Below are 23,520 nucleotides of genomic sequence, written 5' to 3' on the forward strand. Positions count from 1 at the left end.
CGAATTGGTGCACTTTCGGTGCAGAGTGGGACATGGTGAAGTGAGATCACCGTCACATAGCGGAAGAACCGTGCCCCGATGACCTGTGCAGGTCAAGCTTGGGGCTAGGCTTCACTGGCGGAAACGCCCGGCACGCACCCCTGAGCGTAGGAGCTCGCCGTGAGAGAGCGAGGCACGAAGCCGACACGAGCGGCGAGCGGACGCGACCGTCAGCGCAGTTGCCCGGGCCGTCGAACATCAGTCGGATAAGCAAGGACGGACCCTCGTGGACCTGTTCGAACATCAGGCGAAGGAGCTCTTCGCTGACTACGGCATCCCGGTGCCACGCGGCATCGTCGCCAACACCGTGGAGGAGGTGCGGGCGGCGGCTGAGGAGCTGACCGGCCGCGTTGTCGTCAAGGCCCAGGTCAAGACCGGCGGTCGCGGCAAGGCCGGCGGCGTGAAGGTGGCCGACGACGCCGCCGACGCCGTCGAGAAGGCCACCGCCATCCTCGGCATGGACATCAAGGGCCACACGGTCCACAAGGTGCTCGTGGAGGAGGCCAGCGCGATCGCGGAGGAGTACTACTTCTCCTTCCTGCTCGACCGCGCCAACCGGACCTTCCTCGCGATCTGCTCCGCCGCCGGCGGCATGGACATCGAAGAGGTCGCCCACAGCACGCCCGAGAAGGTCGCCAAGGTGCCGGTCTCGGCCCTCGACGGCATCGACCGCGCCAAGGCCCGTGAGATCGCGGTGGCCGGCGGCCTGCCCGAGAAGTCGCTCGACGGCGCCGCCGAGCTCATCGAGAAGCTGTGGCACTGCTTCGTCGACGAGGACGCCACGCTGGTCGAGGTCAACCCGATGATCCTGTCGGCCGACGGCCAGGTGAAGGCCCTCGACGGCAAGGTCACCCTTGACGAGAACGCCGGCTTCCGCCAGGCCGACCACGAGGCGCTGGCCGACAAAGCCGCCGAGGACCCTCTGGAGGCCAAGGCCAAGGAGAAGGACCTCAACTACGTCAAGCTCGACGGCAACGTCGGCATCATCGGCAACGGCGCGGGCCTGGTCATGTCCACCCTCGACGTGGTCGCCTACGCCGGTGAGGCGTACCCCGGCAAGCCGTCCCCGGCGAACTTCCTCGACATCGGCGGCGGCGCCTCGGCCGAGGTCATGGCCGCGGGCCTGGAGATCATCCTCTCCGACCCGAGCGTCAAGTCGATCTTCGTGAACGTCTTCGGCGGCATCACCGCCTGCGACGCCGTCGCCAACGGCATCGTCTCGGCGTTCAAGCTGCTGGAGAGCCGCGGCGAGGCCGTGACCCACCCGCTGGTGGTCCGCCTCGACGGCAACAACGCCCTGCTCGGGCGGCAGATCCTGGCCGACGCCGCGCTCCCGCGGGTCGAGCTGGTTGACACGATGGACGACGCGGCCAAGCGGGCCGCCGAGCTCGCTGCGGTAGGTGCGTGAGTCATGGCTATCTGGCTGACCGAGAACAGCAAGATCATTGTTCAGGGCATGACCGGCGGTGAGGGCACCAAGCACACCCGCCGCATGCTCGCCTCCGGCGCGAAGGTCGTCGGCGGCGTCAACGCCCGCAAGGCGGGCATCACGCACGAGGGCCTGCCCGTGTTCGGCACGGTGAAGGAGGCCATGGAGCAGACCGGCGCCGACGTGTCGGTCGTCTTCGTGCCGCCGGCCCACACCAAGGCCGCCGTCAAGGAGGCCGTCGACGCGGAGATCCCGCTCTGCGTCGTGATCACCGAGGGCATCCCGGTCCACGACTCGACCGAGTTCTGGGCGTACGCGGTGGCCAAGGGCAACAAGACCCGCATCATCGGTCCCAACTGCCCCGGCATCGCCTCGCCCGGCGCGTCCAACGCCGGCATCATCCCCGCCGACATCACCACCGCCGGCCGCATCGGCCTGGTCTCGAAGTCCGGCACGCTGACCTACCAGCTCATGTACGAGCTGCGCGACTTCGGTTTCTCGACCGCGGTCGGCATCGGCGGCGACCCGGTCATCGGCACCACGCACATCGACGCGCTCCAGGCGTTCCAGGACGACCCGGACACCGACGCGATCGTGATGATCGGTGAGATCGGCGGCGACGCCGAGGAGCGTGCCGCGGCCTACATCGAGCAGCACGTCACCAAGCCGGTCGTGGCCTACGTGGCGGGCTTCACCGCCCCCGAGGGCAAGACGATGGGCCACGCCGGCGCCATCGTCTCCGGCTCGGCCGGCACCGCCCAGGCCAAGAAGGAGGCCCTGGAGAAGGTCGGCGTCCGCGTCGGCAAGACCCCCTCCGAGACGGCCCGCCTGATGCGCGAGATCATGCAGTCCCGCTAGTCACGCGTGGAAAAGCCCCGCCTGGCCGCCGCCATGCGGGGCTTTTCCATGTCCGGGGGCCGCCGGGGCGGCGCGTAAAGGGCTGGGCAAGGGGATGGGACGCGTTCGCGGGGGTGTCTCGGTGACAAAGTGGACCCGCTGCGGCGCGTCAACCAAGCGATGGTTGGGAAAGATTGAGAAAATCACATCTGTGACGGCCATTCTCGACCAGTTGCGTACCGCCCCCAAGTCGGTGCTCGGCAAGCTCCCCGGGGTCTCGACCGACGACGACGAGACGAGGCGGCCGCTACCCGTGTCAGGGATGCTCGCCGCCGCCTGCACGCTGGGCGTCGGCCTGGCCGTGCTCACCACGCTCACCCTCGTCGGCTGGATCGCCGCGCCGCGCGGCACGCTCGGCGCCGGCCTGCCCGGGGTGTTCCGCGCCGCGGCGCAGCTCTGGCTGGCCGCGCACCACGCGGGGTTCGCGATGCCCGGCGGCCGGGTCGGGCTGCTGCCTCTCGGGCTGATGGTGCTGCCCGCGTTCCTGCTCTACCGCGCCGGCCGGTGGATGGCCCGCGACGCCGACCTGCGGCTGCGCCTGCCCGCCCGGCTGCCCAAGAACAGCCCGCGCGAGCAGGCCAACGCCCGCCGCCGCGCGCAGCTCGTGCTGGTCGGCCAGGCCGGCGTCTCGCTGGCGGCCCCCTACGCGTTGCTGGCCGGGCTGATCGCGCTGGTGGCGAGCAACGAGATCACCCAGCCGTTCATCGGCGAGGCGCTGCTCAGCCACTTCGTGCTGGCCTTCCTGGCGGGCTCGCTGGCCACCGCGCGCATGATCGGCCCGTGGCGGATCATGCTCAAGCTGCTGCCCGAGCGGCTGCGGGCCGTCACGGTCGGCACGGCGGTCGCCACCACGGCGCTGCTGGCGTCCGGGCTGGGGCTGGTGCTGGTCGCGGTCGTGCTGAACTTCGGGCAGGTCAGGGAGTTGTCGGACGTGCTCGCGCCGGGGTTCGTCGGCGGCGTGCTGCTGTTGCTGCTCCAGCTCCTCTACCTGCTCAACGCCGTGATCTGGGCCTCCTCGTACATCGCCGGCCCCGGCTTCGCCATCGGCGCGGACACGCTGGTCGCCCCGACCGGCGTCCAGCTCGGCACGGTGCCCAGCCTGCCGATGCTGGGCGCGCTGCCCGAGAGCGGGCCCGTGCCCGCGTGGATGATGGCGGTGATCGCGCTGCCGTTCGCGGCGGGCGCGGTGGCGGGCGTGTTCGTGGCCCGCATCTCGCCCTCGCACTCGTACGAGGCCGCCCCCCTGTGGGGCTTCCTGACCGGCGTCTCCACCGGCCTGGTCGCCGGCCTGCTGGCCGCGCTGTCCGGCGGGCCCATCGGCGGCGGCCGGCTGTCGGCGATCGGCCCGTCCCCGTGGGAGGTGGCGTTGTCGGTGGCCCTGGAGGTCGGCGTGGCCGCCGGCATCTCAGCGGGCGTGGCCAACCTGCTGCTGCTCAACAAGAAGGCCCGCGCGCCGCTCGACAAGGCCGCCGCGCCGGTCCGCAAGGCGGGCGCGGCCATCGCCAAGGCGGCCAGCAAGGTGGGCCTGGCCGAGTCCGACCCGCGCCCGCTGCCCGGCCACTGGATGGACGCCACCGAGGCCGACACCCAGGAGATCCCGGTCATCAGGGACGACTGGCAGGACGAACACGCCTCCGCGGAGGCCGAGACCCTGGCCCAGGCCCGCCCGCGCCCGGCCGGGACCACGCCCGGCGGCCCCGGCGACCCGGCCCGCCCGCCGCGCAAGGACATCGTGGACGAGTCCGACGACCGCGGCGGTCACGTCATCTACGTCGACCCCTACGCCTGGGACCGTGACTAGGGCTGCATCGCCCCGAGCAGCTGGAGGACGTCGGGCGGCAGCTTGCGCTGCGCGGCGTCACGGAACTGGGTGAAGCACTCGCCCTGGGCCGAGACCGTGCCCGCGCCCTTCATGCACTCCTGGTAGGCGGAGTACTCGTCCATCAGGTAGAGCTGCATCCCCGTGGCCATCGCCGACAGGGCCAGCGCGATGGAGGAGATGGTGATGCCGCCGACGGCCGTGCCCGTGGGCTTGTGGGCGCCCCTCAGCCGTGGCAGCGCGCGGACCCCGGACATGAGCGCGAACAGGGCCATGACCAGGCCGGCGAGCGGCAGCATGAACGTCATGGCCAGCGCCGCGATGGACAACCAGATCGCACGGCGACCCGCTGAATCGGCGGGCTGCTGGCCCGCCGGTGCCTGCACCGGTGTCGACACCTGACCTCCTCTGCGTCGCCGGGCGAGGAACAGATACCCTGTCAGCCCCACCCTGTTTCCATTCTTTGGAGTGTGCGTGTCAAAGGCTGGGCGGCTCGTCGTCCTCGTCTCCGGCTCTGGAACCAACCTACAGGCCCTGCTGGACGCTTCCGCCGACCCGGCGTACGGTGCGCGGGTGGTGGCTGTGGGCGCGGATCGGGACGGCATAGAAGGCCTGGCCAGGGCCACCAAGGCAAATGTCCCGACATTTGTTGAAAAACTGAGCGATCATGCGACCCGGGCGGACTGGGATGCCGCCCTCGCCGCCGAGATCGCATCGTACGAGCCCGACCTGGTGGTGTCGGCGGGCTTCATGAAAATTTTGGGTGCGCCCACGCTCGACGCGTTCCCCGTGCTCAACACCCATCCGGCGCTGCTGCCGTCCTTCCCGGGCGCCCACGGCGTGCGCGACGCGCTGGCCCACGGGGTGAAGGTGACCGGCTGCACGGTGATGCTGGCCGACGCGGGGATCGACACCGGGCCGATCGTCGCCCAGGAGGCGGTGCCCGTGCTGCCGGATGACGACGAGCCGGTCCTGCACGAGCGCATCAAGACCGTCGAGCGCCGCCTGCTCGTCGACATCGTCGGCCGGATGGCCCGTGAGGGCTGGACGGTCAGCGGACGAACCGTCCGCATCGGCAACCAATCAGGAGGGGAAAGCACGTGACTCGCATCGCCATCCGGCGCGCGCTGATCGCTGTCTACGACAAGTCCGGGCTCGAAGAGCTGGCCAGGGCACTCGACGGCGCCGGCGTGGAGATCGTGTCGACCGGCGGCACGGCCGCCGCGATCGCGTCCCACGGGATCCCGGTGACCAAGGTGGAGCAGCTCACCGGGTTCCCCGAGTGCCTCGACGGCCGGGTCAAGACGCTGCACCCGCGCGTGCACGCCGGCCTGCTGGCCGACCTCACCAAGCCGCACCACGTGGCCCAGCTCGACGAGCTGGAGATCGACCCGTTCCAGCTCGTGGTGGTCAACCTCTACCCGTTCCAGCAGACGGTGGCCTCCGGCGCCTCCGACGAGGAGTGCGTCGAGCAGATCGACATCGGCGGGCCCGCGATGATCAGGGGCGCCGCCAAGAACCACGCCACCTGCGCGGTCGTGGTCGACCCCGCCGCCTACGGCGACGTGCTCACCGCGCTGGACGAGGGCGGGTTCACGCTGCACGAGCGCCGCCACCTGGCCGGTGTCGCCTACGCCCACACCGCCGCCTACGACGTGGCCGTGGCCAACTGGTTCGCCGGGCCGTACGCGGGCGGGGAGGAGTTCCCCGAGTTCACCGGCACCGCGTACGAGCGCAAGGCGACCCTGCGCTACGGCGAGAACCCCCATCAGCGCGCCGCCCTCTACACCTCCGGCTCGGGCGGCCTGGCCAACGCCGAGCAGCTCCACGGCAAGGAGATGTCCTACAACAACTACCTCGACTCCGACGCGGCCTGGCGGGCGGCCTGGGACTTCGCGGAGCCGTGCGTGGCGATCATCAAGCACCAGAACCCGTGCGGCATCGCCGTCGGCGCCGACGTGGCCGAGGCCCACCGCAAGGCCCACGCCTGCGACCCCGTCTCGGCCTACGGCGGCGTGATCGCGGTCAACCGCGAGGTCACCGTCGAGCTGGCCCGGCAGATCGCCGACGTGTTCACCGAGGTCGTCGTGGCCCCCGGCTTCAGCGCGGAGGCGCTGGAGGTGCTGCGGGCCAAGAAGAGCCTGCGTCTGCTGCGCTGCCCGGAGGGGCCGTCCCAGCCGCTGGAGTTCCGCCGCATCGACGGCGGCCTGCTGCTGCAGGCGGTCGACAGGATCGACGCCGGCGGCGACGACCCGTCGGCGTGGGAGCTCAAGACCGGCGCGGCGGCCTCGCCGGAGCTGCTGGCCGACCTGGCCTTCGCCTGGCGCGCCTCGCGCTCGGTGAAGTCGAACGCCATCCTGCTGGCCGCCGACGGCGCCACGGTGGGTGTGGGCATGGGCCAGGTCAACCGGGTCGACTCCTGCCGCCTCGCGGTCAGCCGGGCGGGGGAGCGGGCCGCGGGCTCGGTCGCCGCCTCCGACGCCTTCTTCCCGTTCCCCGACGGGCCGCAGGTGCTGATCGAGGCCGGGGTCAAGGCGATCGTGGAGCCCGGTGGCTCGATCCGGGACCAGGAGGTGATCGACGCCTGTGAGCAGGCGGGCGTCACCCTCTACTTCACCGGAACCCGCCACTTCTTCCACTGATCACCGGTTGATACCGGTTGATCATATAAAGGGCGACAAGAGATCACTTGTCGCCCTTTATACGTTTTCGGCGGCGAGCATCGGCCCGGCCCGGTTACCCTGATTGCCGCCCTGCCGTGCTCATTCCCCCGGAGTCCCCATGCTCGACGCGACCCTGCACGCCTTCGTGACCATGAACGGTTTCTCGACCAGCCCGTTTGTCCTCCTGGTCTTCGCCTTCGTGGGTGCGTACCTCGGCAGCCGCGTCGTCGAGCTCATCCCCTTCACCCGGCGGATCATCGAGCGCCGCGAGGCCCGCTTCGCCGAGCGCGACTGACCGGACAGGCGCCAGGCGAGCCGGGCGGGACTAGCTCGACAGGCGCCACGCGAGCCGGGCGGCCCCGGCCAGCCCCGCGCGCACGCCCAGCGTGGTCGGCCGCACCCGGACCGACCGGACGAACGCCAGCCCCGCCACGTCGTCGAGCGCCCGCTCCAGCGGGCCGAAGAGCACCTCTCCGGCCGCTGACACGCCACCGCCGATGACCACGGTGTCGAGCTCGACCGCGGCCGCCGTGGAGGCGATCATGCCCGCCAGCGCCCTGGCGCCGCGCTCGAAGGCCGCCACGGCCACCGGATGCCCGCCGGCCGCGTCGGCGGCCAGCGCCCTGGCGTCGCGGTCGCCGACGGGCGCCCAGCCGCTCTCCAGGGCCCAGCGGGCCAGGTTGGGGCCGCTGGAGTAGCGCTCGACGCAGCCCCGGCCGCCGCACTCGCAGCGCTCGCCGCCCGGATCGACGCTCATGTGGCCGACGTGCCCGGCGTTGCCCGCCGGGCCCAGGAGCGGCGCGCCGCCGATCACCAGGCCGCCGCCGATGCCGGTGGACACGACGACTCCGAGCAGCGAGGTGCTGCCCTGCCCGGCGCCCAGCCAGTGTTCGCCGAGCGCCATGCACTGGGCGTCGCCGGCCAGCACCACCGGCAGGCCGGTCAGCCGCCGCAGCTCGTCGCGCAGCGGGAAGCCGCGCCAGCTCGGCATGTTCACCGGGCTCACGGTGCCGGTGGTGAGGTCGAGCGGGCCCGCGCAGCCGACCCCGACGGCGTGCGGGGGCGGGCCCCCGCCGGTCACCTCCGCGACGAGGTCCTTCAGGGCGGCCATGACGTCGGCCCGCGGCGTGGGCCGGGTGGCCGGACGCAGGACGGAACCGGCCTCGTCGACCAGCGCGGCGGCGAGTTTGGTCCCGCCGATGTCGACGGCGAGTACGCACCTCATCCGCGTACGGGGTGGCCGGGCCGGCGGCGACCGCCGAGGCGTGGCAGGGGGGAGCGGGCAGGCAAGGGGAACCTCCGTCTGGCGTGCTGTCGGCGCCACGATATGTCTTTCCTTGATCGATGACAACGATGTCATCGTTACCCTGTGGACAACGGAGGCCGTCTGCCTCCCATCTGTGGAAAAACTGTGGACGAACGCGCGGCCGGTGCCGGCGGGCCGGGGAGTCGTGGAAGGATTGACGGCATGAGCGCAGTGAAACTCGACGGCAAGGCGACAGCCGCCAGGATCAAGGCAGACCTCGCGACCCGGGTGGCCGCGCTCAAGGACCGTGGCATCACGCCCGGCCTGGGCACCGTCCTGGTGGGCGACGACCCCGGCAGCCAGATCTACGTCGCGGGCAAGCACCGCGACTGCGCCGAGGTCGGCATCGCCTCCATCCGCGTCGACCTCCCGGCCACCGCCACCCAGAAGGACGTCGAGGCGGCCATCGACGAGCTCAACGCCTCCCCGGCCTGCACCGGCTACATCGTCCAGCTCCCGCTGCCGAAGCACCTCGACACGATGGCGCTGCTGGAGCGCATGGACCCGGCCAAGGACGCCGACGGCCTCCACCCGGTCAACCTCGGCCGCCTCGTCCACATGGTCGACGCGCCGCTCCCGTGCACCCCCCACGGCATCGTGCTGCTGCTCCAGGCGTACGACGTGCCGATCAAGGGCGCCGACGTCGTCGTGGTCGGCCGTGGCATCACCGTCGGCCGCTCGCTCGGCCTGCTGCTGACCCGCCGCAGCGAGAACGCCACGGTGACCCTCTGCCACACCGGCACCGAAGACCTGGCCGCCCACGTGCGCCGCGCCGACATCGTCGTGGCCGCGGCCGGCGTGCCCGAGCTCATCACGCGTGACATGGTCAAGCCCGGCGCGGCCGTCCTCGACGTGGGCGTCTCCAGGGTCCACGGCAAGATCGCCGGCGACGTGGCCCCCGACGTGGAGGAGGTCGCCGGCTTCCTCACCCCCAACCCGGGCGGCGTCGGCCCGATGACCCGCGCGCTGCTGCTGTCCAACGTGGTGGAGGCCGCCGAGCGTTCCTGAGCGGTGGGATGAAGCCCTGATGGGGGGAATGGGAAGAAGAGCGAGCCCCACCCCCATCACGGAAGGCCGATTCATGGACACCCCGCTCATCGCTGTCGAGGGCACCTACGAGGAGATGGGGGCCGCGATCGGCCACCAGACCGCCGACCTGGTCGCGCGGAGCGTCGAGACCTACCTGCGGCGCTTCCGCGACAAGTCGGGGCTCTCCGCCGCCGACGTGCTGCGCTGGGGCCAGACCTTCCTCGACGTGGCCAGGGCGTACGACGCGAGCATCGCCGCCATGCTGGAGGGCCTCGCGGCGGGCGCGGGCCGGCCGGTCGAGCACATCGCGGCGCTCAACGCCCGTACCGAGCTGCTCGACGGCACCGGTTATCACGACGACGGCTGCACCTCGGTCGCCGTCCTGCCCAAGTACACCCGCGACGGTCACACCCTGCTCGCCCAGAACTGGGACTGGCATCCCGAGCAGGGCGCGGTCACCTTCCTGCTGGCCACCCGCGACACCGAGGGGTTCGCGGTGCTCACGCTGGCCGAGGCGGGCATGCTGGCCAAGTCGGGGCTCAACTCGGCGGGGCTAGGGGTGTGCGCGAACCGCCTGCAGTCCGACCGCGACCACGCCGGGGCGGGGGTGCCGTACCACTATCTGCTGCGCGGGGTGCTGCAGTCGGAGCGGATGAGCCGGGCCCACCGCAAGGTGCTCGACGTGCCGCGCGTCTCCTCGGGCAACCTGCTCATCGCCGACGCCGGAGGCGAGGCCATCGACCTGGAGGTGGCGCCCGGCGCGTTCGGCGCGCTGCTGCCGCGCGACGGCCTGCTCACCCACGCCAACCACTTCGAGGCCGAGCTGCCGCTGGAGGACATGAAGGCGGCCCGGTCCGGCCTGACCCTGCTGCGCCCCGAACGCGTGCGCCACCTGCTGGAGGACACCGCCGCCGAGCGCGCGGTGGGCCTGGAGCACGTCGTCGCCGCCCTGCGCGACCACTACTCCTTCCCCGACGGCGTCTGCCGCCACCTCGACCCCGACGCCACCCTGGCCGAGCAGTGCCGCACGGTCTACTCCGTCGTGATGGACCTCGACGCCCGCGAGCTGTCGATCGCCGGCGCGCCGCCGTGCGCCCGCCCGTACGAGCGATGGTCCCTGGACGAGGTGTTCAAGCCGGACGCCACCCCCGAGCTCTGCTTCGACCCCACGACCGACGACGGGCGGCGTCCTTCGGCCTGGTGAGCCCGCTCAGGGCTGGAAGTCCGGGTCCACGGTCACGGTGACGTCGAGCAGCAGCGGCTCCTCGCGCCCGGCCAGCGACGGGATCACCTCGTCGAGCGCGGCGGCCAGCTCGGCGGGGCCGTCCACCCGCCGGGCCGGGCAGCCCAGCGACCTGGCCAGCGCGCCCATGTCCACCTCGGTGAACGGCGGCCAAGGGGCCTTGCCGCCCTGCCGGTCGGCCAGCCGGTCCATGACCGCGTAGCGGCCGTTGGCGAGCACGACGAACAACGCGCCCACCCGGTAGTGGGCGGCGCTCCACAGGGCGTGCACGCCGTAGAGCGCCGAGCCGTCGCCCACGACCGCGACCACCGGACGTCCGGGCAGCGCCATGCGCAGGCCGACCGCGGCGGGCACGGCGAACCCGAGCCCGCCCATGGCCGCCGAGACGAAGCCCAGCGGGTTCCTGGCCGGGACCAGCCGGTGCAGGTCAGGACGGGACGACGGGGTCTCCTCCAGCAGCACGACGTCGCGGGGGAGCCGCCGGGCCAGCTCGCGCAGCACGTACGCGGCCCGCATCGGCTCCCCGCCGGGCACCTCGGGAACCGGGGCCACGTCCACCGGAGCGGGGGAACGGGCGGGCACCAGGACCGCCAGGCGCTCGCAGACGGCTCCCGGCGGGGCCAGGACGGCCAGGTCAGCCGCGCTCCGGTGCGCCTCGGCCGGGTCGTCGGTGACCACGGCGACCGCCGTCCCCGGCTCGACGAGCGGCCCCGGCGCGTACGGGTACTGCCGGAACACCGGCGCCCCCACGGCCAGCACGACGTCGTGCGGGGCGAGCGCGGCCCGCAGCCGCCCGCGGTCGGCCGGCAGCACCCCGGCGTACTGGGGATGGTCCTGCGGGAACCCCGCCAGCGCCCCGAACGACTCCTGGAACACCGGGCACGCCAGCCGCTCGGCCAGCTCCACCAGCGGCCCCCACGACGCCCCCGCGCCCGCCACGATCGCCGGGGACCGCGCCCCGGCCAGCAGCTCGGCCAGCGGCGCCAGGCCGGCGTCCGGCACCGCGGCGGGCCGCAGCACCCGGACGGGCGCGGCCGGGGTCTCACCGGCGAAGGGCGCGTCCCAGTCGTCCATGGGCACCACGACCAGCGCCGGGCCCCGGTGCGTGACCGCCTCGTGGAAGGCCCTGGCCAGCGCGCCGGGCACGTCCTGCGCCCGTACCGGCTGGTCCGTCCACACCGGGTAGTCGCCGGCCAGCCCGGCCAGCCGCCCGGCGAGGAACGGCTCCAGCGCCAGGTGCCGCCGGTCCTGCTGCCCCACCAGGACGACCAGGGGCACCCGGTTCACCCGGGCCGTGGCCAGGGCGCCCACCGCGTTGCCCAGCCCGGCCGTGGTGTGCAGCACGGCCAGCGCGGGCGCGGCCTGCCCGATCGCCCAGCCGGTGGCCAGGCCGACGACCGAACCCTCGTGCAGCGCGAGCACGAAGCGGAGGTCGTCCGGCAGGCCGGTCAGCAGCGACACCTCGGTCGATCCGGGGTTGCCGAAGATCGTCGTCAGTCCGTACCGGCGCAGCACCTCGAACGCCGCTGCCCTCACTGTGCTCACTGTGCCCCTCTCGCCTGCTGGATCCGCCGGTAGACCTGCCCGCGCAGCTCGCCGAACCGCGGCAGCGACCGGGTGGTGAGCTGGTCGCGGTCGCGCGGCAGGTCGATCGTGAGGTCCTCCATGACCGAGGTCGGCGACGACGACAACACGATCACCCGCCGGCCCAGGTAGACGGCCTCGTCGATGTCGTGGGTGACGAACAGCGTGGTCACCTCCAGGTCCCGCCAGAGCCGCAGGATCAGGTCTTCCAGGTCGGCCCTGGTCTGCGCGTCCACGGCGGCGAACGGCTCGTCCATGAGCAGCACCTGCGGCTCGTACGCCACGGCCCGCGCGATGGCGACGCGCTGCTGCATGCCGCCGGAGAGCTGCCAGGGGTGCGCGTCGGCCACGTCGGCCAGCCCGACGGCCGTCAGCGACCCGGTCACCAGCTCGTCCCGCCGCGCGCGCGGCACCCGCTTCTCCTTCAACGGCAGCTCGACGTTCTGCCGCACGGACATCCAGGGGAACAGGCTGCGGCCGTACTCCTGGAAGATCACGGCCGTGCGCGGCGGCGGCCCGGTCACCGGCTCGCCGGCCACCCGCACCTCGCCCCCGCTGGCCGGCAGCAGCCCGGCCACGCACCGCAGCAGCGTCGTCTTGCCGCACCCGGACGGGCCCACCACGCACACCAGCTCACCGGCCGCGACGCCGAACGTGACCGAGCCGATGGCCTCGACCCGGCGGCCGGGACTGCGGTAGACCTTGTTCAGCCCGGAGATCTCAAGCACGGGCGGCCCCACCTCCGTGGTACCAGGCCAGGACCCGCCGCTCCAGCCGGCGGAAGAGCAGCGACAACCCGAGGCCGAGCAGCCCGAGCAGCAGGATCCCGCTCCACATCTCGGCGATCTGGAACTGCCGCTGGAACAGCAGGATCGTGAACCCGAGCCCGCTGGAGCCGCCGAACATCTCGCTGATGACCATGAGGATGATCCCGATGGACAGCGCCTGCCGCAGCCCGGTCATGATCTGCGGGCTCGCGCCGCGCAGCACGAACCGGCGCAGCCTGGACAGGCCGCGTACGCCGTACATGCGGCAGGTGTCCGACAGCACCTCGTCCAGCGCCCGTACGCCCTCCACGGTGTTGAGCAGGACGGGCCACACGCAGCCCGACACGATGACCAGCACCTTCATGGGCGTGTCGATCCCGGCCAGCAACATGATCAGCGGTACCAGCACGGGCGGCGGGACGGCCCTGAAGAACTCCAGCACCGGTTCGAGCGTGGCCCGCAGCCGCCGCGACAGCCCGATCGGCACGCCGAGCCCCACCCCGAGCAGCCCGGCCACCGCGTACCCCGCCAGCAGCCGCGCGAGGCTCGGCAGCACGTCGTCGAGCAGCCGCCGGGAGAACCACGTCGCGGCGAAGGCCCGGCCCACCTCCGCCGGGCCCGGCAGGTAGAACGTGCTGCCGCCGACCGCCCACCACACCAGCACGAGCGCCGCGGGCAGCGCGACCAGCCGGAGCGCCCTCACGCCGCCGCCTCCGAGCGCACGGCCGGATGCCAGGCCAGCACCCGGCGTTCGAGCAGCCGCACGGCCGCGTTGACCACGATGCCGACGCACCCGGCGACCACGATCAGCGCGTACACGGTGGGCACGGCCCCGCTGCTCTGCGCCACCTGGATCTCCGCGCCGAGCCCCGGGCTGCCGATCACCAGCTCGGCCGTCACCGCCAGGATGAACGCCACCGCCGCCGCCAGCCTGAGCCCGGTCATCACGTACGGCAGCGCCGTCGGCCACACCAGGTGCCTGATCCGCGACCAGGCCGACAGTCCGTACGAGCGCGCGGTGTCGTGGGCGACCGGATCGACGGCGGCGACGCCGTACAGGACCTGGACGAGCACCTGCCAGAAGGCGGCGTACACCACGAGCAGCAGCGTCGAGCCCAGCGAGGCGCCGAACAGCAGCGTGGCCAGCGGCACCAGCGCGACCGACGGGATCGGCCGCAGGAACTCCACCGTCGAGCCGGTCAGCGCCCGCAGCCCCGGCACGGTTCCGATCAGCACGCCCGCCGCGACCGCCGCGCAGAACGCCACGGCCAGCCCCAGCGCCCAGCCGCGCATGGTCTCGCCGAGCGCGATCCAGAACGCGGACGTGGCCAGCTCGGCGGCGAGCGCGCCGAGTATCCGCGTGGCCGGCGGCAGGAAACGCTCGTCCACCAGGCCGAGCCGCGGCACGGCCTCCACCAGCGCGAGCAGGCCGCACAGCCCGGCGAGCCCGTAGGCGGGACCGCGGCTCACGGGACCAGCGCGGACACGTCGATCCTCTTCGTCAGCACGCCGTCGGCCAGCGCCAGGTCGGCGATGGTCTGCACGGACGCCTTGTTCACCTCGACGGGCCACCGCGGCAGGTTGATCTTCGCGATCACCTCGGGTGCGATCTTCGTGTACGTCCCGAGGATCTGCCGCACCTCGTCGGGGTGGCCGTCGGCGTACTCCAGCGACTTGCGCATCGCCGCCGTGAACCGCCTGGTCAGGCCGGGGTCGGTCCGGCCGGTGGTGAAGTACATGGCGACGGTGAGGTCGGGGGCGGCGTCGGCGAAGTTCCAGGCCACCGGCCGCGCTCCCTGGCTGATCGCCTGGCTGACGAACGGCTCGACCACCCAGATGGCGTCCACCCGGCCGCTCTTCAGGGCCGCGGGCGCGTCGGGGAAGGGCAGCTCGACGAACTCGATGCCGCCCGGGTCGCCGCCCGCCTTGCGCACCGAGGCCCGTACGGTCGTGTCGCCGATGTTCTTGAGCTGGTTGACCGAGACGCGTTTGCCCGCCAGGTCCTTGGCCGACCTGATCGGGCTGCCCGGCTCGACCAGCACCGCGCTGAAGTCCTCGCCCTGCCGTCCGGTCGAGGAGACGCCGTTGGCCACCACCTTGACGTCCAGGCCCTGCTGCTTGGCGGTCAGCAGCGAGGTGGTGTTGGCGAAGGCGAACTGGAACTGGCCGCCGACCGCCCCGGAGATGCTGGCCGCGCCGCCCTGCACAGGGGTGATCGTCAGGTCGATGCCCTGCTCGGCGAAGAATCCCTTGGACCTGCCCAGGTGGATGGGCGCGGTGTCCACGATCGCGATCACTCCGGCGTTGACCTCGTCCTTGCCTTCCGTCCGCGTACCCGGCTGCGTGCCGCCGCAGGCGGTCACGAGCAGGGCGGCGAGGATGATCAGAGCGCGACGCACGGCTGCTCCCAGGTGTTCGCAATGCGCACAGGTATTCTCTGTCCGAACAGCTCTGTATGGCGGAAACTACGCCCTTGTCGGTCCCTGTCAAGGGATCACCATGGTCGATCATGTGCAGTCGCTGGCCAGAGGGCTCGCGGTGATCCGCGCGTTCAGCGCCGCGGCGCCCGAGCTGACGCTCAGTCAGGTAGCGCGGGCGACCGGCCTCAGCCGCGCCGCCGCCAGGCGCTTCCTCATCACGCTCGCCGACCTGACCTCACCTGGAACGCCTGGCGGCCGAGGTGCACGAGTCCGCCTCGGTCGCGGTCCTCGACGGCGAGGACGTCGTCTACGTCGCCCGCGTCGCCACCACCCGGATCATGAGCGTGTCGATCAGCATCGGCACCCGCTTCCCGGCCTACTGCACGTCGATGGGCCGGGTGCTGCTGTCCGCCCTGCCGCCCGCCGGCCTGGAGGACCACCTGGGACGCGCCGCGTTACGCGAGCTGACCTCCAGGACCGTCGTGCGGCCCGCCGCGCTGCGGGCCGAGCTGGAGCAGGTGCGCCTGCGCGGCTGGGCCATGGTGGACCAGGAACTGGAGGAGGGCCTGCGGTCCGTCGCCGCGCCCGTACGCGACCACGCCGGCCGTACGGTCCTCCCTCACCGGTTGCGGTAGCGGTCGGTCGCGTCGCGGGTGGCGCGGATCGCCGCCTCGGCCCGGTCATAGGTGCGCTGGGCCAGGCCGACGAAGATGCAGTCCACGATCAGGAGCTGGCTGATCCGGCTGGCCAGCGCGCCGGGCCGGAAGGCGGTCTCCCGGCCGGCCGACACCAGCGTGTGGCTGGCCAGGTCGGCCAGCGACGAGCGCGGGTTGTTGGTGATGGCCACGATCAGCGCCCCCGCCTCGGCCGCCGTACGGGCCGGGACCAGCACGTCCGGCGTCTCGCCGCTGCAGCTGATGGCCACCGCCACGTCGCCGTCCCGCAGCAGCGCGGCGCTGGTCAGGGCCAGATGGGCGTCGCTGAACGGGTGGCTGGACAGGCCGATGCGCAGCAGTTTCTGCGACATGTCGGCGGCCACCAGCCCCGAGGCGGCCACGCCGTATACGTCCACCCGCCGCGCCATCGCGATGGCCTGGACGACCTCGCCGAGCTGGTCGGGGTCGAGCTGCGCCGCCGTGTCCGCCAGCGCGTCGGACTCCGCCCGCGCCACTTTGGCGATCACGTCGGTCAGCGGGTCGTCGGGGGCCAGGTCGCCGGGCACCAGGCGTTCCGGCTGCTTGGCCACGGCGGCGGCCAGCGCGAAGCGCATCTGCGAGTACCCGGCGAAGCCGAGCGCCCGCGCGGTGCGCACGATCGTGGCCTCGCTGGTGCCCGACACCGCGCTGAACTCGGTGATCGTGCTCCGCACGACCAGGCCGGGGTCGTCCAGGATGATGCGCCCGATGGCCTGCGCCGCCGGGGTCAGTGACGGCAGCACCGCGCGCACGGTGGCGACCGGGTTCACGGGCTCGGCGCTCAACGGGTCAGCCATTCGGCCGCCGCCTGCGCGGAGACGCGGGAGATGCCGTGCGTGGCGAGGTGGGCGGCCCCCACGGGCGCGTCGCTGATGCCGGTGTCCACCACGATCGCGTCGGGCCGGACGGCCAGCGCCCGCGCCAGCGCCTCGCGCACCCACGGATGCCGGGCGGCGTCGTGCACCACGAGCACCACGGGCCGGTCGTCGAAGGCGGGCAGCGCGCCGTCGCGGTCGAGGCGCACCCTGTCGGTGTTCGGCAGCCGGGCGGCCAGCGCCGCCGTGATGCCGGTCGGCGTGGCCGGATCGACCGCCTGACTGAGCCGGGTGTTGACCTCCACGACCAGCGGGGCCCGGTCCAGCACGGCGGAGCCGGTCGTGGTCAGCGCGGCCCTGGCGGCCTCCAGGCCGACGCCCTCGTCGACGTCGGCGCGAGCCTTCTCGCGCAGCGCGGACCGCTCGGCGTACCAGGTGGACAGGGCGAGCACCCGCTCGGCCGCCTCGGCCAGCCGCTCCTCCGCCAGCGTGCCCGAGCGCACGGCCGCGACGACGGCGTCGCGCATCTCGTGCAGGCTCCGCTCGTCGGCCCGGCCGGCGCAGATGACGTCGACGCCGGCGGCCAGCGCGCGCACCGCGATCTCGCCGGGGCTGAACATGGCGGCCACCGCCTGCATCTCGATCGCGTCGGTGACGACCACGCCGTCGAAGCCGAGCTCGCCCCTGAGCAGCTCGGTCAGGGCGCTGTGGCTGAGCGTGGCCGGCATCGACGGGTCGAGCGAGGGCACGAGCAGGTGGCCGGACATGATCGTGCGTACGCCGTGCGCGATGGCGGCCCGGAACGGCGGCAGGTCGCGTTCGTCCAGCACCGCCCGCGAGGCGTGCACGGTGGGCAGCGCCAGGTGGGAGTCGGTGATCGTGTCGCCGTGCCCAGGGAAGTGCTTGGCGCAGGCGGCCACGCCCGCGCCCTGCACCCCGGCCACGTACGCGACCGTGTGCCGGGCGACCAGCTCGGGATCGGGCCCGAACGACCGCACGCCGATGACCGGGTTCTCCGGGTTGGCGTTCACGTCGGCGGAGGGGGCGTAGTCGAGGGAGATGTCGAGCTCGGCGAGCATCCGGCCGATCTGCCGGCCGACCCGCTCGGTGAGGTCGACGTCGTCGGCCACGCCCAGCGCCCGGTTGCCGGGGAAGGAGCTGCCCGCGGCCACTTCGAGCCGGGTGACCGCGCCGCCCTCCTCGTCGATCGCGACGATCGCGCCGGGGTTCTCGGCGCGCACCGAACGGACGAGCTCCTCGCCGATGGAGTTGCGGGCGAACAGGATGACACCGCCCAGGCCCTCGCCCAGCGCGCGGCGCAGCCAGTCGGGAGGCGACGTCCCTTCGAACCCCGGCTGGAGCACCGTCATCGCAAGTCGGACCAGCTCTGCGCTCATGCGGCATTTTCCTTCACGGTTGTTGATCTGAAGGTAATTTTCTGTCATCGTCGCCCTCGACACAACCATTGTCGAGAGGCCACCCCCCATGCCCAGCAGAAGGACTCTCCTGAAGGGTCTCGCTCTCGCCGCCGCAGCGTCCGCCGTGCCGCTGCCGGCCTTCGCCCAGGCCGACTACGTCCCCCCGCTGCGTCAGATGCGCGGCATGTGGATCGCTTCCGTGGTCAACATCAACTGGCCCTCGAAGCCGGGGCTGAGCGCCGACGAGCAGAAGGCCGAATACCTCGCCTGGCTCGACGTGGCCGTGCAGCGCAAGCTCAACTCCGTGTTCGTGCAGATCAGGCCGACCGCCGACGCATTCTGGCCGTCGCCGTTCGAGCCCTGGTCGCAGTACCTGACCGGCACCCAGGGCCAGGACCCCGGCTACGACCCGCTCGGGTTCGCCGTCGAGGAGACCCACAAGCGCGGCCTGGCCTTCCACGCCTGGTTCAACCCCTACCGCGTGTCGATGCAGACCGACCCGGGCAAGCTGCACCCCGACCACCCCGGACGCAAGAACCCCGACTGGATCCTCCCGTTCGGCGGCAAGCTCTACTACAACCCGGGCATGCCCGAGGTCCGCAAGTTCTGCCAGGACGCGATGATGGACGCGATCACTCGCTACGACATCGACGGCCTGCACTTCGACGACTACTTCTACCCGACCAACACCACTGCTTTCGACGACAGCGCCACGTTCGCCAAGTACGGCGCCGGCTTCCCCGACCTGGCCTCCTGGCGGCGCAACAACGTCGACCTGATGGTCAGCGAGATGCAGCAGCGCGTCCTCCAGGCCAAGCCGGAGATCGCCTGGGGCATCAGCCCGTCGGGCATCTGGCGCAACAAGGGCACCGACCCGCTCGGCTCCGAGACCAACGGCGGCCAGTCCTACGACAACCTGCACGCCGACACCCGCGGCTGGGTCAAGAAGGGCTGGCTGGACTACATCGCGCCGCAGCTCTACTGGTACATCGGGCAGCCGCCGGCCGACTACTCCAAGCTCGTCCCGTGGTGGTCCGACGTGGCCGCGGGCACGAACACGCTGCTGTGGATCGGGCAGGCCGCGTACAAGGCGGGCGACCCGGCCCAGGCCGCCGAGTGGCAGAAGCCGGACGAGCTGTCGAAGCACCTGACGCTCAACCGCGCCCACCCCGAGGTCGGCGGCGACATCTGGTACAACGCCAACGACGTCAAGGTGGACAGGCTCGCCTCCGTCACGACCACCGTCAACGACCACTACCAGCGGCCCGCGCTCGCGCCCGTGCTGCCCCGCCTGGCGAACGGCGAGCCGCCGCGCCGCCCGGTGGTGGCGTACGCGCTGCGCCGCAACGGCGGCGTCGAGGTCCGCGTGGTCGCCACCGGCCGGAACGAGCCGTTCCAGTTCGCGATCTTCCGCTTCCCGGGCGAGGCCGGCCAGAACGCCTTCGCCGACGCCCGCAACCTGGTCGCCGTCGTGCCCGGTGACCGGCAGATCCGCTGGACGGACCCGGACGGCAAGCGCGGCGACCACTACTACGCGGTCGCCGTCGACCGGGCCAACAGGACCAGCCAGGCCAGCCACGGGTTCCGGGTGATCTGAAATACGCCGGTAAGGAAACGTTCATCTCCGGCGCCGCGCGCATGGCTGACCAGCGCGCGTCGCCGGGACGTTTCCCGACCGGCGACAAGCACGGCACGCGTGCCGCGGGCCTTTTCGGTCCGCGGTCACCCGCCCTCGCCCGTTCCGCGCCCAGCAGGGATGGGCACGGTGATCTGTCGATGGTTCCGACGCTGCCGGAACCCCTCGCCGAAGCCCCGGTCGCGATCCGGCTCCCTCTTAGGAAGCCCTCCTACCGGCCGCCGACGGCTGCTCAGCCGCGGCGCCCGCCGACCGCTGTGGTGGCACCACAGGGGTCGGGCGCACCAGCCCGAGCGCGACGACCTCGTTGGCGAGGCGCGTGCGGCGGTTGGTGCCCTCAGGAATCCTGAACTTCTGGTACAGCCGCAGCAGGTGTTGCTTGACCGCGGCTTCGGTCACGACCAGGTCGTCGGCGATCTCGCGCGCCGTCGCCGGAGCGACGAACGCCTCGTCGGACAGCGCCGGCCTGCAGAGCGAGGTCAGCACATCGACCTCGCGCCTGGTCAGCTCGGGCGCCGCCGCCCTGCGCAGCTCGACCTCGGGGGTGAAGTCCTCACGGGGGACTCCACCGATGCGACCCCGCGCCGCGCCGAACGAGACGACGTCGCCGTCGTCGAGGACCCTCCGGGCGATCGGCCTGCCGTTCACCCGTGTGCCGTTGCGGGACAGGCCCAGGTCAACGACGTACAGGTAGGGTCCTCGTCTGACGAACTCGGCATGGAGTCGAGACACACTGGGGTCGGTGAGCCGGATGTCCACACCCCGGCCTCTCCCGACCGTCGTGATCTCGGGGCGCAACGGGACCACGTCGCCGGTGTCCTCGATGCGTATGAACGGCCCCTCCACGGCAGTTCCTCCCCAGGTAGCCCGCCGTAACTATTACTACAGCTCCGGCTTACCCAACCGAGGGGATGCGGAATCTCCTTTGCCGAAAGGAGAATCCGTCGTGAAATTGGTCTGGACCTCTGCGGACGGTTTTACCTGCTCACGGGTAGACTTCGGAGGAAGATAAGCGGAGGAATCACTCATGGCGGACAAGCCCACGAAAGGCCTGGCCGATGTCGTCGCCGCGTCCACAGCGCTGAGCGACATCGACGGCAAGGCCGGTCGCCTCTTCTACCGTGGATACGACATCCACGACCTGGCCGGCCGAGCGACGTTCGAGGAGACCGCGTACCTGCTGCAGTACGGCAAGCTGCCCGGCCGGGCGGAGCTGGAGGCGTACGGGGCCGACCTGGCGCAGGGCAGGGAGCTCGGCGCGCTGGTCGCGGCGAACGTCGCGGAGATCGCCGAGAAGCAGAAACCCATGGAGGCGCTCCGCTCGCTCGTCTCCCTCTCCGGCGCCGACGACCCCGACAAGGACTCCACCGCCCCCGACGCCAACCTGCGCAAGGCGGCGCGCCTGACCGCGCAGCAGCCCGTGCTGGTCGCCCGCTACCACGCCGCGCGCACCGGCGGCGCGGTCCCCGAGGCCGACCCCGGGCTGAGCATCGCCGGGAACTTCCTGCTCCAGGTCACCGGCCGCGCCCCCGAGGCGCGCGCGGTCGAGATCTTCGACGAGTGCCTGGTGCTGCACGCCGACCATACGATGAACGCCTCGACGTTCGCCGCCCGCGTCTGCGCCGCGACCCTGTCGGACATGCACTCGGCCATCGTCGCGGCCATCGGCACGCTCAAGGGCCCCCTGCACGGCGGCGCGAACGAGCAGGTCATGAAGACGCTGGAGTCGATCTCGCCGGGCGGGGTGGCCCAGGCCGTACGCGACAGGCTCGCCGCGGGCGAGAAGATCATGGGCTTCGGCCACCGCGTCTACAAGACCGAGGACCCGCGCGCCACGCATCTGCGCCGGATGTCGGCCGAGCTGGCCGAGTCCACCGGCGACGACACCTACTACCGGATGTCCAAGGAGATGGAGGAGGTCGTCTTCGAGACGAAGGGCCTCTATCCGAACGTCGATTTCTACGCGGCGTCCGTCTACCACTACCTTGGCATTCCGACGGACCTGTTCACCCCCGTCTTCTCGATCAGCCGCATGTCCGGCTGGACCGCGCACGTGATCGAGCAGCATGCCGACAACAGGCTGATCCGGCCCGACAGTGAATACATTGGCGAGCGCGATCAGAAGTGGAAGCCAATAGAAGAGCGTTGAGCCGAGAGAACGAACGCGAACGTTGGGGACCGTTCCCGCTGATCCTGGCGGGAGCGGTCGTCACCGTGCTCGTGATCCTGCTGGTGGACCCGCGCTGGGGCGGGTTCGCGCTGGGTGGCGTGCTGATGGTCGCCGCCGCGCTCCGGTTCGCCGGGTTCGACGGGCAACTGGCCGTCCGCGACAGGAGGACGGACGTCATCACGCTGACCGCGTTCGGCTTCCTGATGGCCTTGACCTCGCTGGCGCTGTACAACAACGCGTTCAAGGCCTGGCTTCTGTCCCTTTTGGCCGGTTGACGGGACGGTCCGATAGCCTCAACGCATCCATTCATTGAAGGGGAACCATTCGCATGCCCAAGATCAAGGTGGAGGGTCCGGTCGTCGAGCTCGACGGCGACGAGATGACCCGGATCATCTGGCAGTTCATCAAGGACCAGCTGATCCTTCCCTACCTCGACGTCGACCTGAAGTACTACGACCTGGGGATCGAGTACCGTGACTCGACGGACGACCAGGTCACCATCGACGCCGCCAACGCCATCAAGAAGTACGGCGTCGGTGTGAAGTGCGCCACCATCACCCCGGACGAGGCGCGGGTCGAGGAGTTCGGGCTCAAGAAGATGTGGAAGTCCCCCAACGGGACCATCCGCAACATCCTCGGCGGCGTGATCTTCCGTGAGCCGATCATCATGTCGAACGTGCCGCGGCTCGTGCCCGGCTGGACCAAGCCGATCGTCGTCGGCCGTCACGCGTTCGGCGACCAGTACCGCGCCACCGACCTGAAGATCCCCGGCGAGGGCACCCTGACCCTCACGTACACGCCGAAGGACGGCTCCGAGCCGATCGAGATCGACGTGTACGACTTCCCGGGCAGCGGCGTCGCCATGGCGATGTACAACCTCGACGAGTCGATCCGCGACTTCGCCCGCGCCTCCATGCGCTACGGCCTGGCCCGCAACTACCCGGTCTACCTGTCGACGAAGAACACCATCCTCAAGGCGTACGACGGCCGCTTCAAGGACATCTTCGCCGAGGTCTTCGAGACCGAGTTCAAGGCCGACTTCGAGAAGGCCGGGCTCACCTACGAGCACCGCCTCATCGACGACATGGTCGCTGCGGCGCTCAAGTGGGAGGGCGGCTACGTCTGGGCCGCCAAGAACTATGACGGCGACGTGCAGTCCGACACCGTCGCGCAGGGCTTCGGCTCGCTCGGCCTGATGACGTCCGTCCTCATGACCCCCGACGGCCAGACCGTCGAGGCCGAGGCCGCCCACGGCACCGTCACCCGCCACTTCCGCGAGCACGAGAAGGGCAACCCCACCTCCACGAACCCGATCGCCTCGATCTTCGCGTGGACGCGTGGCCTGGCCCACCGCGGCAAGCTCGACAACACCCCCGCCGTGACCGACTTCGCCAACAAGCTGGAGCAGGTCTGCATCGAGACCGTCGAGAGCGGTCAGATGACCAAGGACCTCGCCCTGCTGGTCGGCAGCGACGCCAAGTGGCTCACCACCCAGGACTTCCTGGCCGCCCTGGACGAGAACCTCAAGAAGAAGATGTCTGCTTGAGAGAGAACGGCCTCTACCTGCGGCTTCGTCGTACGGTAGGGGCC

22 protein-coding genes and 1 pseudogene are annotated in these 23,520 nt (G+C 71.6%); 13 read left to right on the forward strand and 10 right to left on the reverse strand.

The genetic code is table 11. The features are described from left to right. Window positions 1-265 precede the first annotated feature (265 nt). The 3 genes from sucC to ACWCSU_RS00760 all read left to right on the forward strand — a co-directional run bounded on the left by sucC (window position 266) and on the right by ACWCSU_RS00760 (window position 4,166). A complete protein-coding gene (gene sucC / locus ACWCSU_RS00750; protein WP_364086025.1) occupies window positions 266-1,447 on the forward strand; it encodes an ADP-forming succinate--CoA ligase subunit beta in 1,182 nt (393 codons plus the stop codon). A 3-nt stretch (window positions 1,448-1,450) separates the two neighbouring features. Continuing rightward, window positions 1,451-2,326 (forward strand): succinate--CoA ligase subunit alpha, encoded by an 876-nt coding sequence (sucD, locus tag ACWCSU_RS00755; RefSeq protein WP_125644468.1) that lies wholly within the window; start codon window positions 1,451-1,453, stop codon window positions 2,324-2,326. 190 nt (window positions 2,327-2,516) lie between these two features. After that, window positions 2,517-4,166 carry a cell division protein PerM gene (locus ACWCSU_RS00760; protein WP_357707785.1) on the forward strand — a complete coding sequence of 550 codons (1,650 nt, stop codon included), beginning with the start codon at window positions 2,517-2,519 and terminating at the stop codon, window positions 4,164-4,166. Here ACWCSU_RS00760 and ACWCSU_RS00765 read toward each other — a convergent pair. After that, window positions 4,163-4,582, reverse strand: coding sequence for a hypothetical protein (locus tag ACWCSU_RS00765; protein WP_357707783.1), 420 nt, complete (start codon window positions 4,580-4,582; stop codon window positions 4,163-4,165). The two genes, ACWCSU_RS00760 and ACWCSU_RS00765, sit on opposite strands and share 4 nt — an antisense overlap. Window positions 4,583-4,658: 76 nt before the next feature. Between ACWCSU_RS00765 and purN the strand changes: the two genes are divergently transcribed. The 3 genes from purN to ACWCSU_RS00780 all read left to right on the forward strand — a co-directional run bounded on the left by purN (window position 4,659) and on the right by ACWCSU_RS00780 (window position 7,142). Continuing rightward, the gene (gene purN / locus ACWCSU_RS00770) at window positions 4,659-5,288 is read left to right on the forward strand and encodes a phosphoribosylglycinamide formyltransferase (RefSeq protein WP_364086033.1); all 630 of its coding nucleotides are present in this window, start codon (window positions 4,659-4,661) and stop codon (window positions 5,286-5,288) included. Next, window positions 5,285-6,826 (forward strand): bifunctional phosphoribosylaminoimidazolecarboxamide formyltransferase/IMP cyclohydrolase, encoded by a 1,542-nt coding sequence (purH, locus tag ACWCSU_RS00775; protein WP_364086036.1) that lies wholly within the window; start codon window positions 5,285-5,287, stop codon window positions 6,824-6,826. The genes purN and purH overlap by 4 nt, the downstream gene beginning before the upstream one ends. A 139-nt stretch (window positions 6,827-6,965) precedes the next feature. Then, entirely contained in the window at window positions 6,966-7,142 is a 177-nt protein-coding gene (locus ACWCSU_RS00780; protein ID WP_357707777.1) for a hypothetical protein, read from the forward strand. Window positions 7,143-7,172: 30 nt separating this feature from the next. Here ACWCSU_RS00780 and ACWCSU_RS00785 read toward each other — a convergent pair whose 3' ends face one another. Then, window positions 7,173-8,072 carry an ROK family protein gene (locus ACWCSU_RS00785; RefSeq protein WP_357707775.1) on the reverse strand — a complete coding sequence of 300 codons (900 nt, stop codon included), beginning with the start codon at window positions 8,070-8,072 and terminating at the stop codon, window positions 7,173-7,175. 243 nt (window positions 8,073-8,315) lie between these two features. Here ACWCSU_RS00785 and ACWCSU_RS00790 point away from each other — a divergent pair, with 243 nt between their 5' ends. Together ACWCSU_RS00790 and ACWCSU_RS00795 are read left to right on the forward strand one after the other, a co-directional pair. After that, a complete protein-coding gene (locus ACWCSU_RS00790; protein ID WP_357707774.1) occupies window positions 8,316-9,161 on the forward strand; it encodes a bifunctional methylenetetrahydrofolate dehydrogenase/methenyltetrahydrofolate cyclohydrolase in 846 nt (281 codons plus the stop codon). Between the two features lie 73 nt (window positions 9,162-9,234). After that, window positions 9,235-10,386 carry a C45 family peptidase gene (locus ACWCSU_RS00795; protein WP_357707773.1) on the forward strand — a complete coding sequence of 384 codons (1,152 nt, stop codon included), beginning with the start codon at window positions 9,235-9,237 and terminating at the stop codon, window positions 10,384-10,386. Between the two features lie 6 nt (window positions 10,387-10,392). Here ACWCSU_RS00795 and ACWCSU_RS00800 read toward each other — a convergent pair whose 3' ends face one another. Genes ACWCSU_RS00800 through ACWCSU_RS00820 form a run of 5 tightly spaced genes read right to left on the reverse strand, consistent with a single transcriptional unit; the run spans window position 10,393 to window position 15,175 of the window. After that, window positions 10,393-11,961, reverse strand: a complete 1,569-nt coding sequence (locus ACWCSU_RS00800) for a thiamine pyrophosphate-dependent enzyme (protein ID WP_449932639.1) — start codon at window positions 11,959-11,961, stop codon at window positions 10,393-10,395. A 5-nt stretch (window positions 11,962-11,966) separates the two neighbouring features. Next, window positions 11,967-12,737, reverse strand: coding sequence for an ABC transporter ATP-binding protein (locus tag ACWCSU_RS00805; protein ID WP_449932641.1), 771 nt, complete (start codon window positions 12,735-12,737; stop codon window positions 11,967-11,969). Continuing rightward, window positions 12,730-13,479, reverse strand: a complete 750-nt coding sequence (locus ACWCSU_RS00810; RefSeq protein WP_449932643.1) for an ABC transporter permease — start codon at window positions 13,477-13,479, stop codon at window positions 12,730-12,732. Before ACWCSU_RS00810 ends, ACWCSU_RS00805 begins: the two co-directional genes overlap by 8 nt. Next, window positions 13,476-14,246 (reverse strand): ABC transporter permease, encoded by a 771-nt coding sequence (locus ACWCSU_RS00815; RefSeq protein ID WP_449932645.1) that lies wholly within the window; start codon window positions 14,244-14,246, stop codon window positions 13,476-13,478. Before ACWCSU_RS00815 ends, ACWCSU_RS00810 begins: the two co-directional genes overlap by 4 nt. Continuing rightward, a complete protein-coding gene (locus tag ACWCSU_RS00820) occupies window positions 14,243-15,175 on the reverse strand; it encodes an ABC transporter substrate-binding protein (protein WP_357707768.1) in 933 nt (310 codons plus the stop codon). Before ACWCSU_RS00820 ends, ACWCSU_RS00815 begins: the two co-directional genes overlap by 4 nt. Before the next feature lie 100 nt (window positions 15,176-15,275). On the opposite strand from ACWCSU_RS00820, the pseudogene ACWCSU_RS00825 reads away from it, so the two are divergent. Next, a pseudogene (locus tag ACWCSU_RS00825) lies at window positions 15,276-15,810 on the forward strand (IclR family transcriptional regulator domain-containing protein); the annotation flags it as partial. Window positions 15,811-15,815: 5 nt separating this feature from the next. On the opposite strand, the gene ACWCSU_RS00830 reads toward ACWCSU_RS00825, so the two are convergent. Beyond that, window positions 15,816-16,688 (reverse strand): MurR/RpiR family transcriptional regulator, encoded by an 873-nt coding sequence (locus ACWCSU_RS00830; protein WP_357707767.1) that lies wholly within the window; start codon window positions 16,686-16,688, stop codon window positions 15,816-15,818. Then, window positions 16,673-18,103, reverse strand: coding sequence for a glycoside hydrolase family 3 protein (locus ACWCSU_RS00835; protein ID WP_449932648.1), 1,431 nt, complete (start codon window positions 18,101-18,103; stop codon window positions 16,673-16,675). The genes ACWCSU_RS00830 and ACWCSU_RS00835 overlap by 16 nt, the downstream gene beginning before the upstream one ends. 88 nt (window positions 18,104-18,191) lie before the next feature. On the opposite strand from ACWCSU_RS00835, the gene ACWCSU_RS00840 reads away from it, so the two are divergent. Continuing rightward, complete coding sequence (locus ACWCSU_RS00840) at window positions 18,192-19,721, forward strand: glycoside hydrolase family 10 protein (RefSeq protein WP_449932650.1); 1,530 nt, start codon at window positions 18,192-18,194, stop codon at window positions 19,719-19,721. A gap of 237 nt (window positions 19,722-19,958) precedes the next feature. Here the strand turns inward: ACWCSU_RS00840 and ACWCSU_RS00845 are convergent, their stop codons facing one another. Further along, complete coding sequence (locus ACWCSU_RS00845; protein WP_125644444.1) at window positions 19,959-20,606, reverse strand: FHA domain-containing protein; 648 nt, start codon at window positions 20,604-20,606, stop codon at window positions 19,959-19,961. A 181-nt stretch (window positions 20,607-20,787) separates the two neighbouring features. Here ACWCSU_RS00845 and ACWCSU_RS00850 point away from each other — a divergent pair, with 181 nt between their 5' ends. From ACWCSU_RS00850 to ACWCSU_RS00860, 3 genes are read left to right on the forward strand one after another with little or no spacing between them, the layout of a single operon-like run. Further along, complete coding sequence (locus ACWCSU_RS00850; RefSeq protein ID WP_357707762.1) at window positions 20,788-21,909, forward strand: citrate/2-methylcitrate synthase; 1,122 nt, start codon at window positions 20,788-20,790, stop codon at window positions 21,907-21,909. Continuing rightward, on the forward strand, window positions 21,906-22,205 hold the full coding sequence (locus ACWCSU_RS00855) for a DUF3017 domain-containing protein (protein ID WP_357707760.1): 300 nt from the start codon (window positions 21,906-21,908) through the stop codon (window positions 22,203-22,205). Before ACWCSU_RS00850 ends, ACWCSU_RS00855 begins: the two co-directional genes overlap by 4 nt. 53 nt (window positions 22,206-22,258) lie before the next feature. After that, window positions 22,259-23,476, forward strand: a complete 1,218-nt coding sequence (locus tag ACWCSU_RS00860; protein ID WP_449932654.1) for an NADP-dependent isocitrate dehydrogenase — start codon at window positions 22,259-22,261, stop codon at window positions 23,474-23,476. The last annotated feature ends 44 nt before the right edge of the window (window positions 23,477-23,520 follow it).

This window comes from Nonomuraea sp. NPDC001699 (assembly GCF_053596455.1).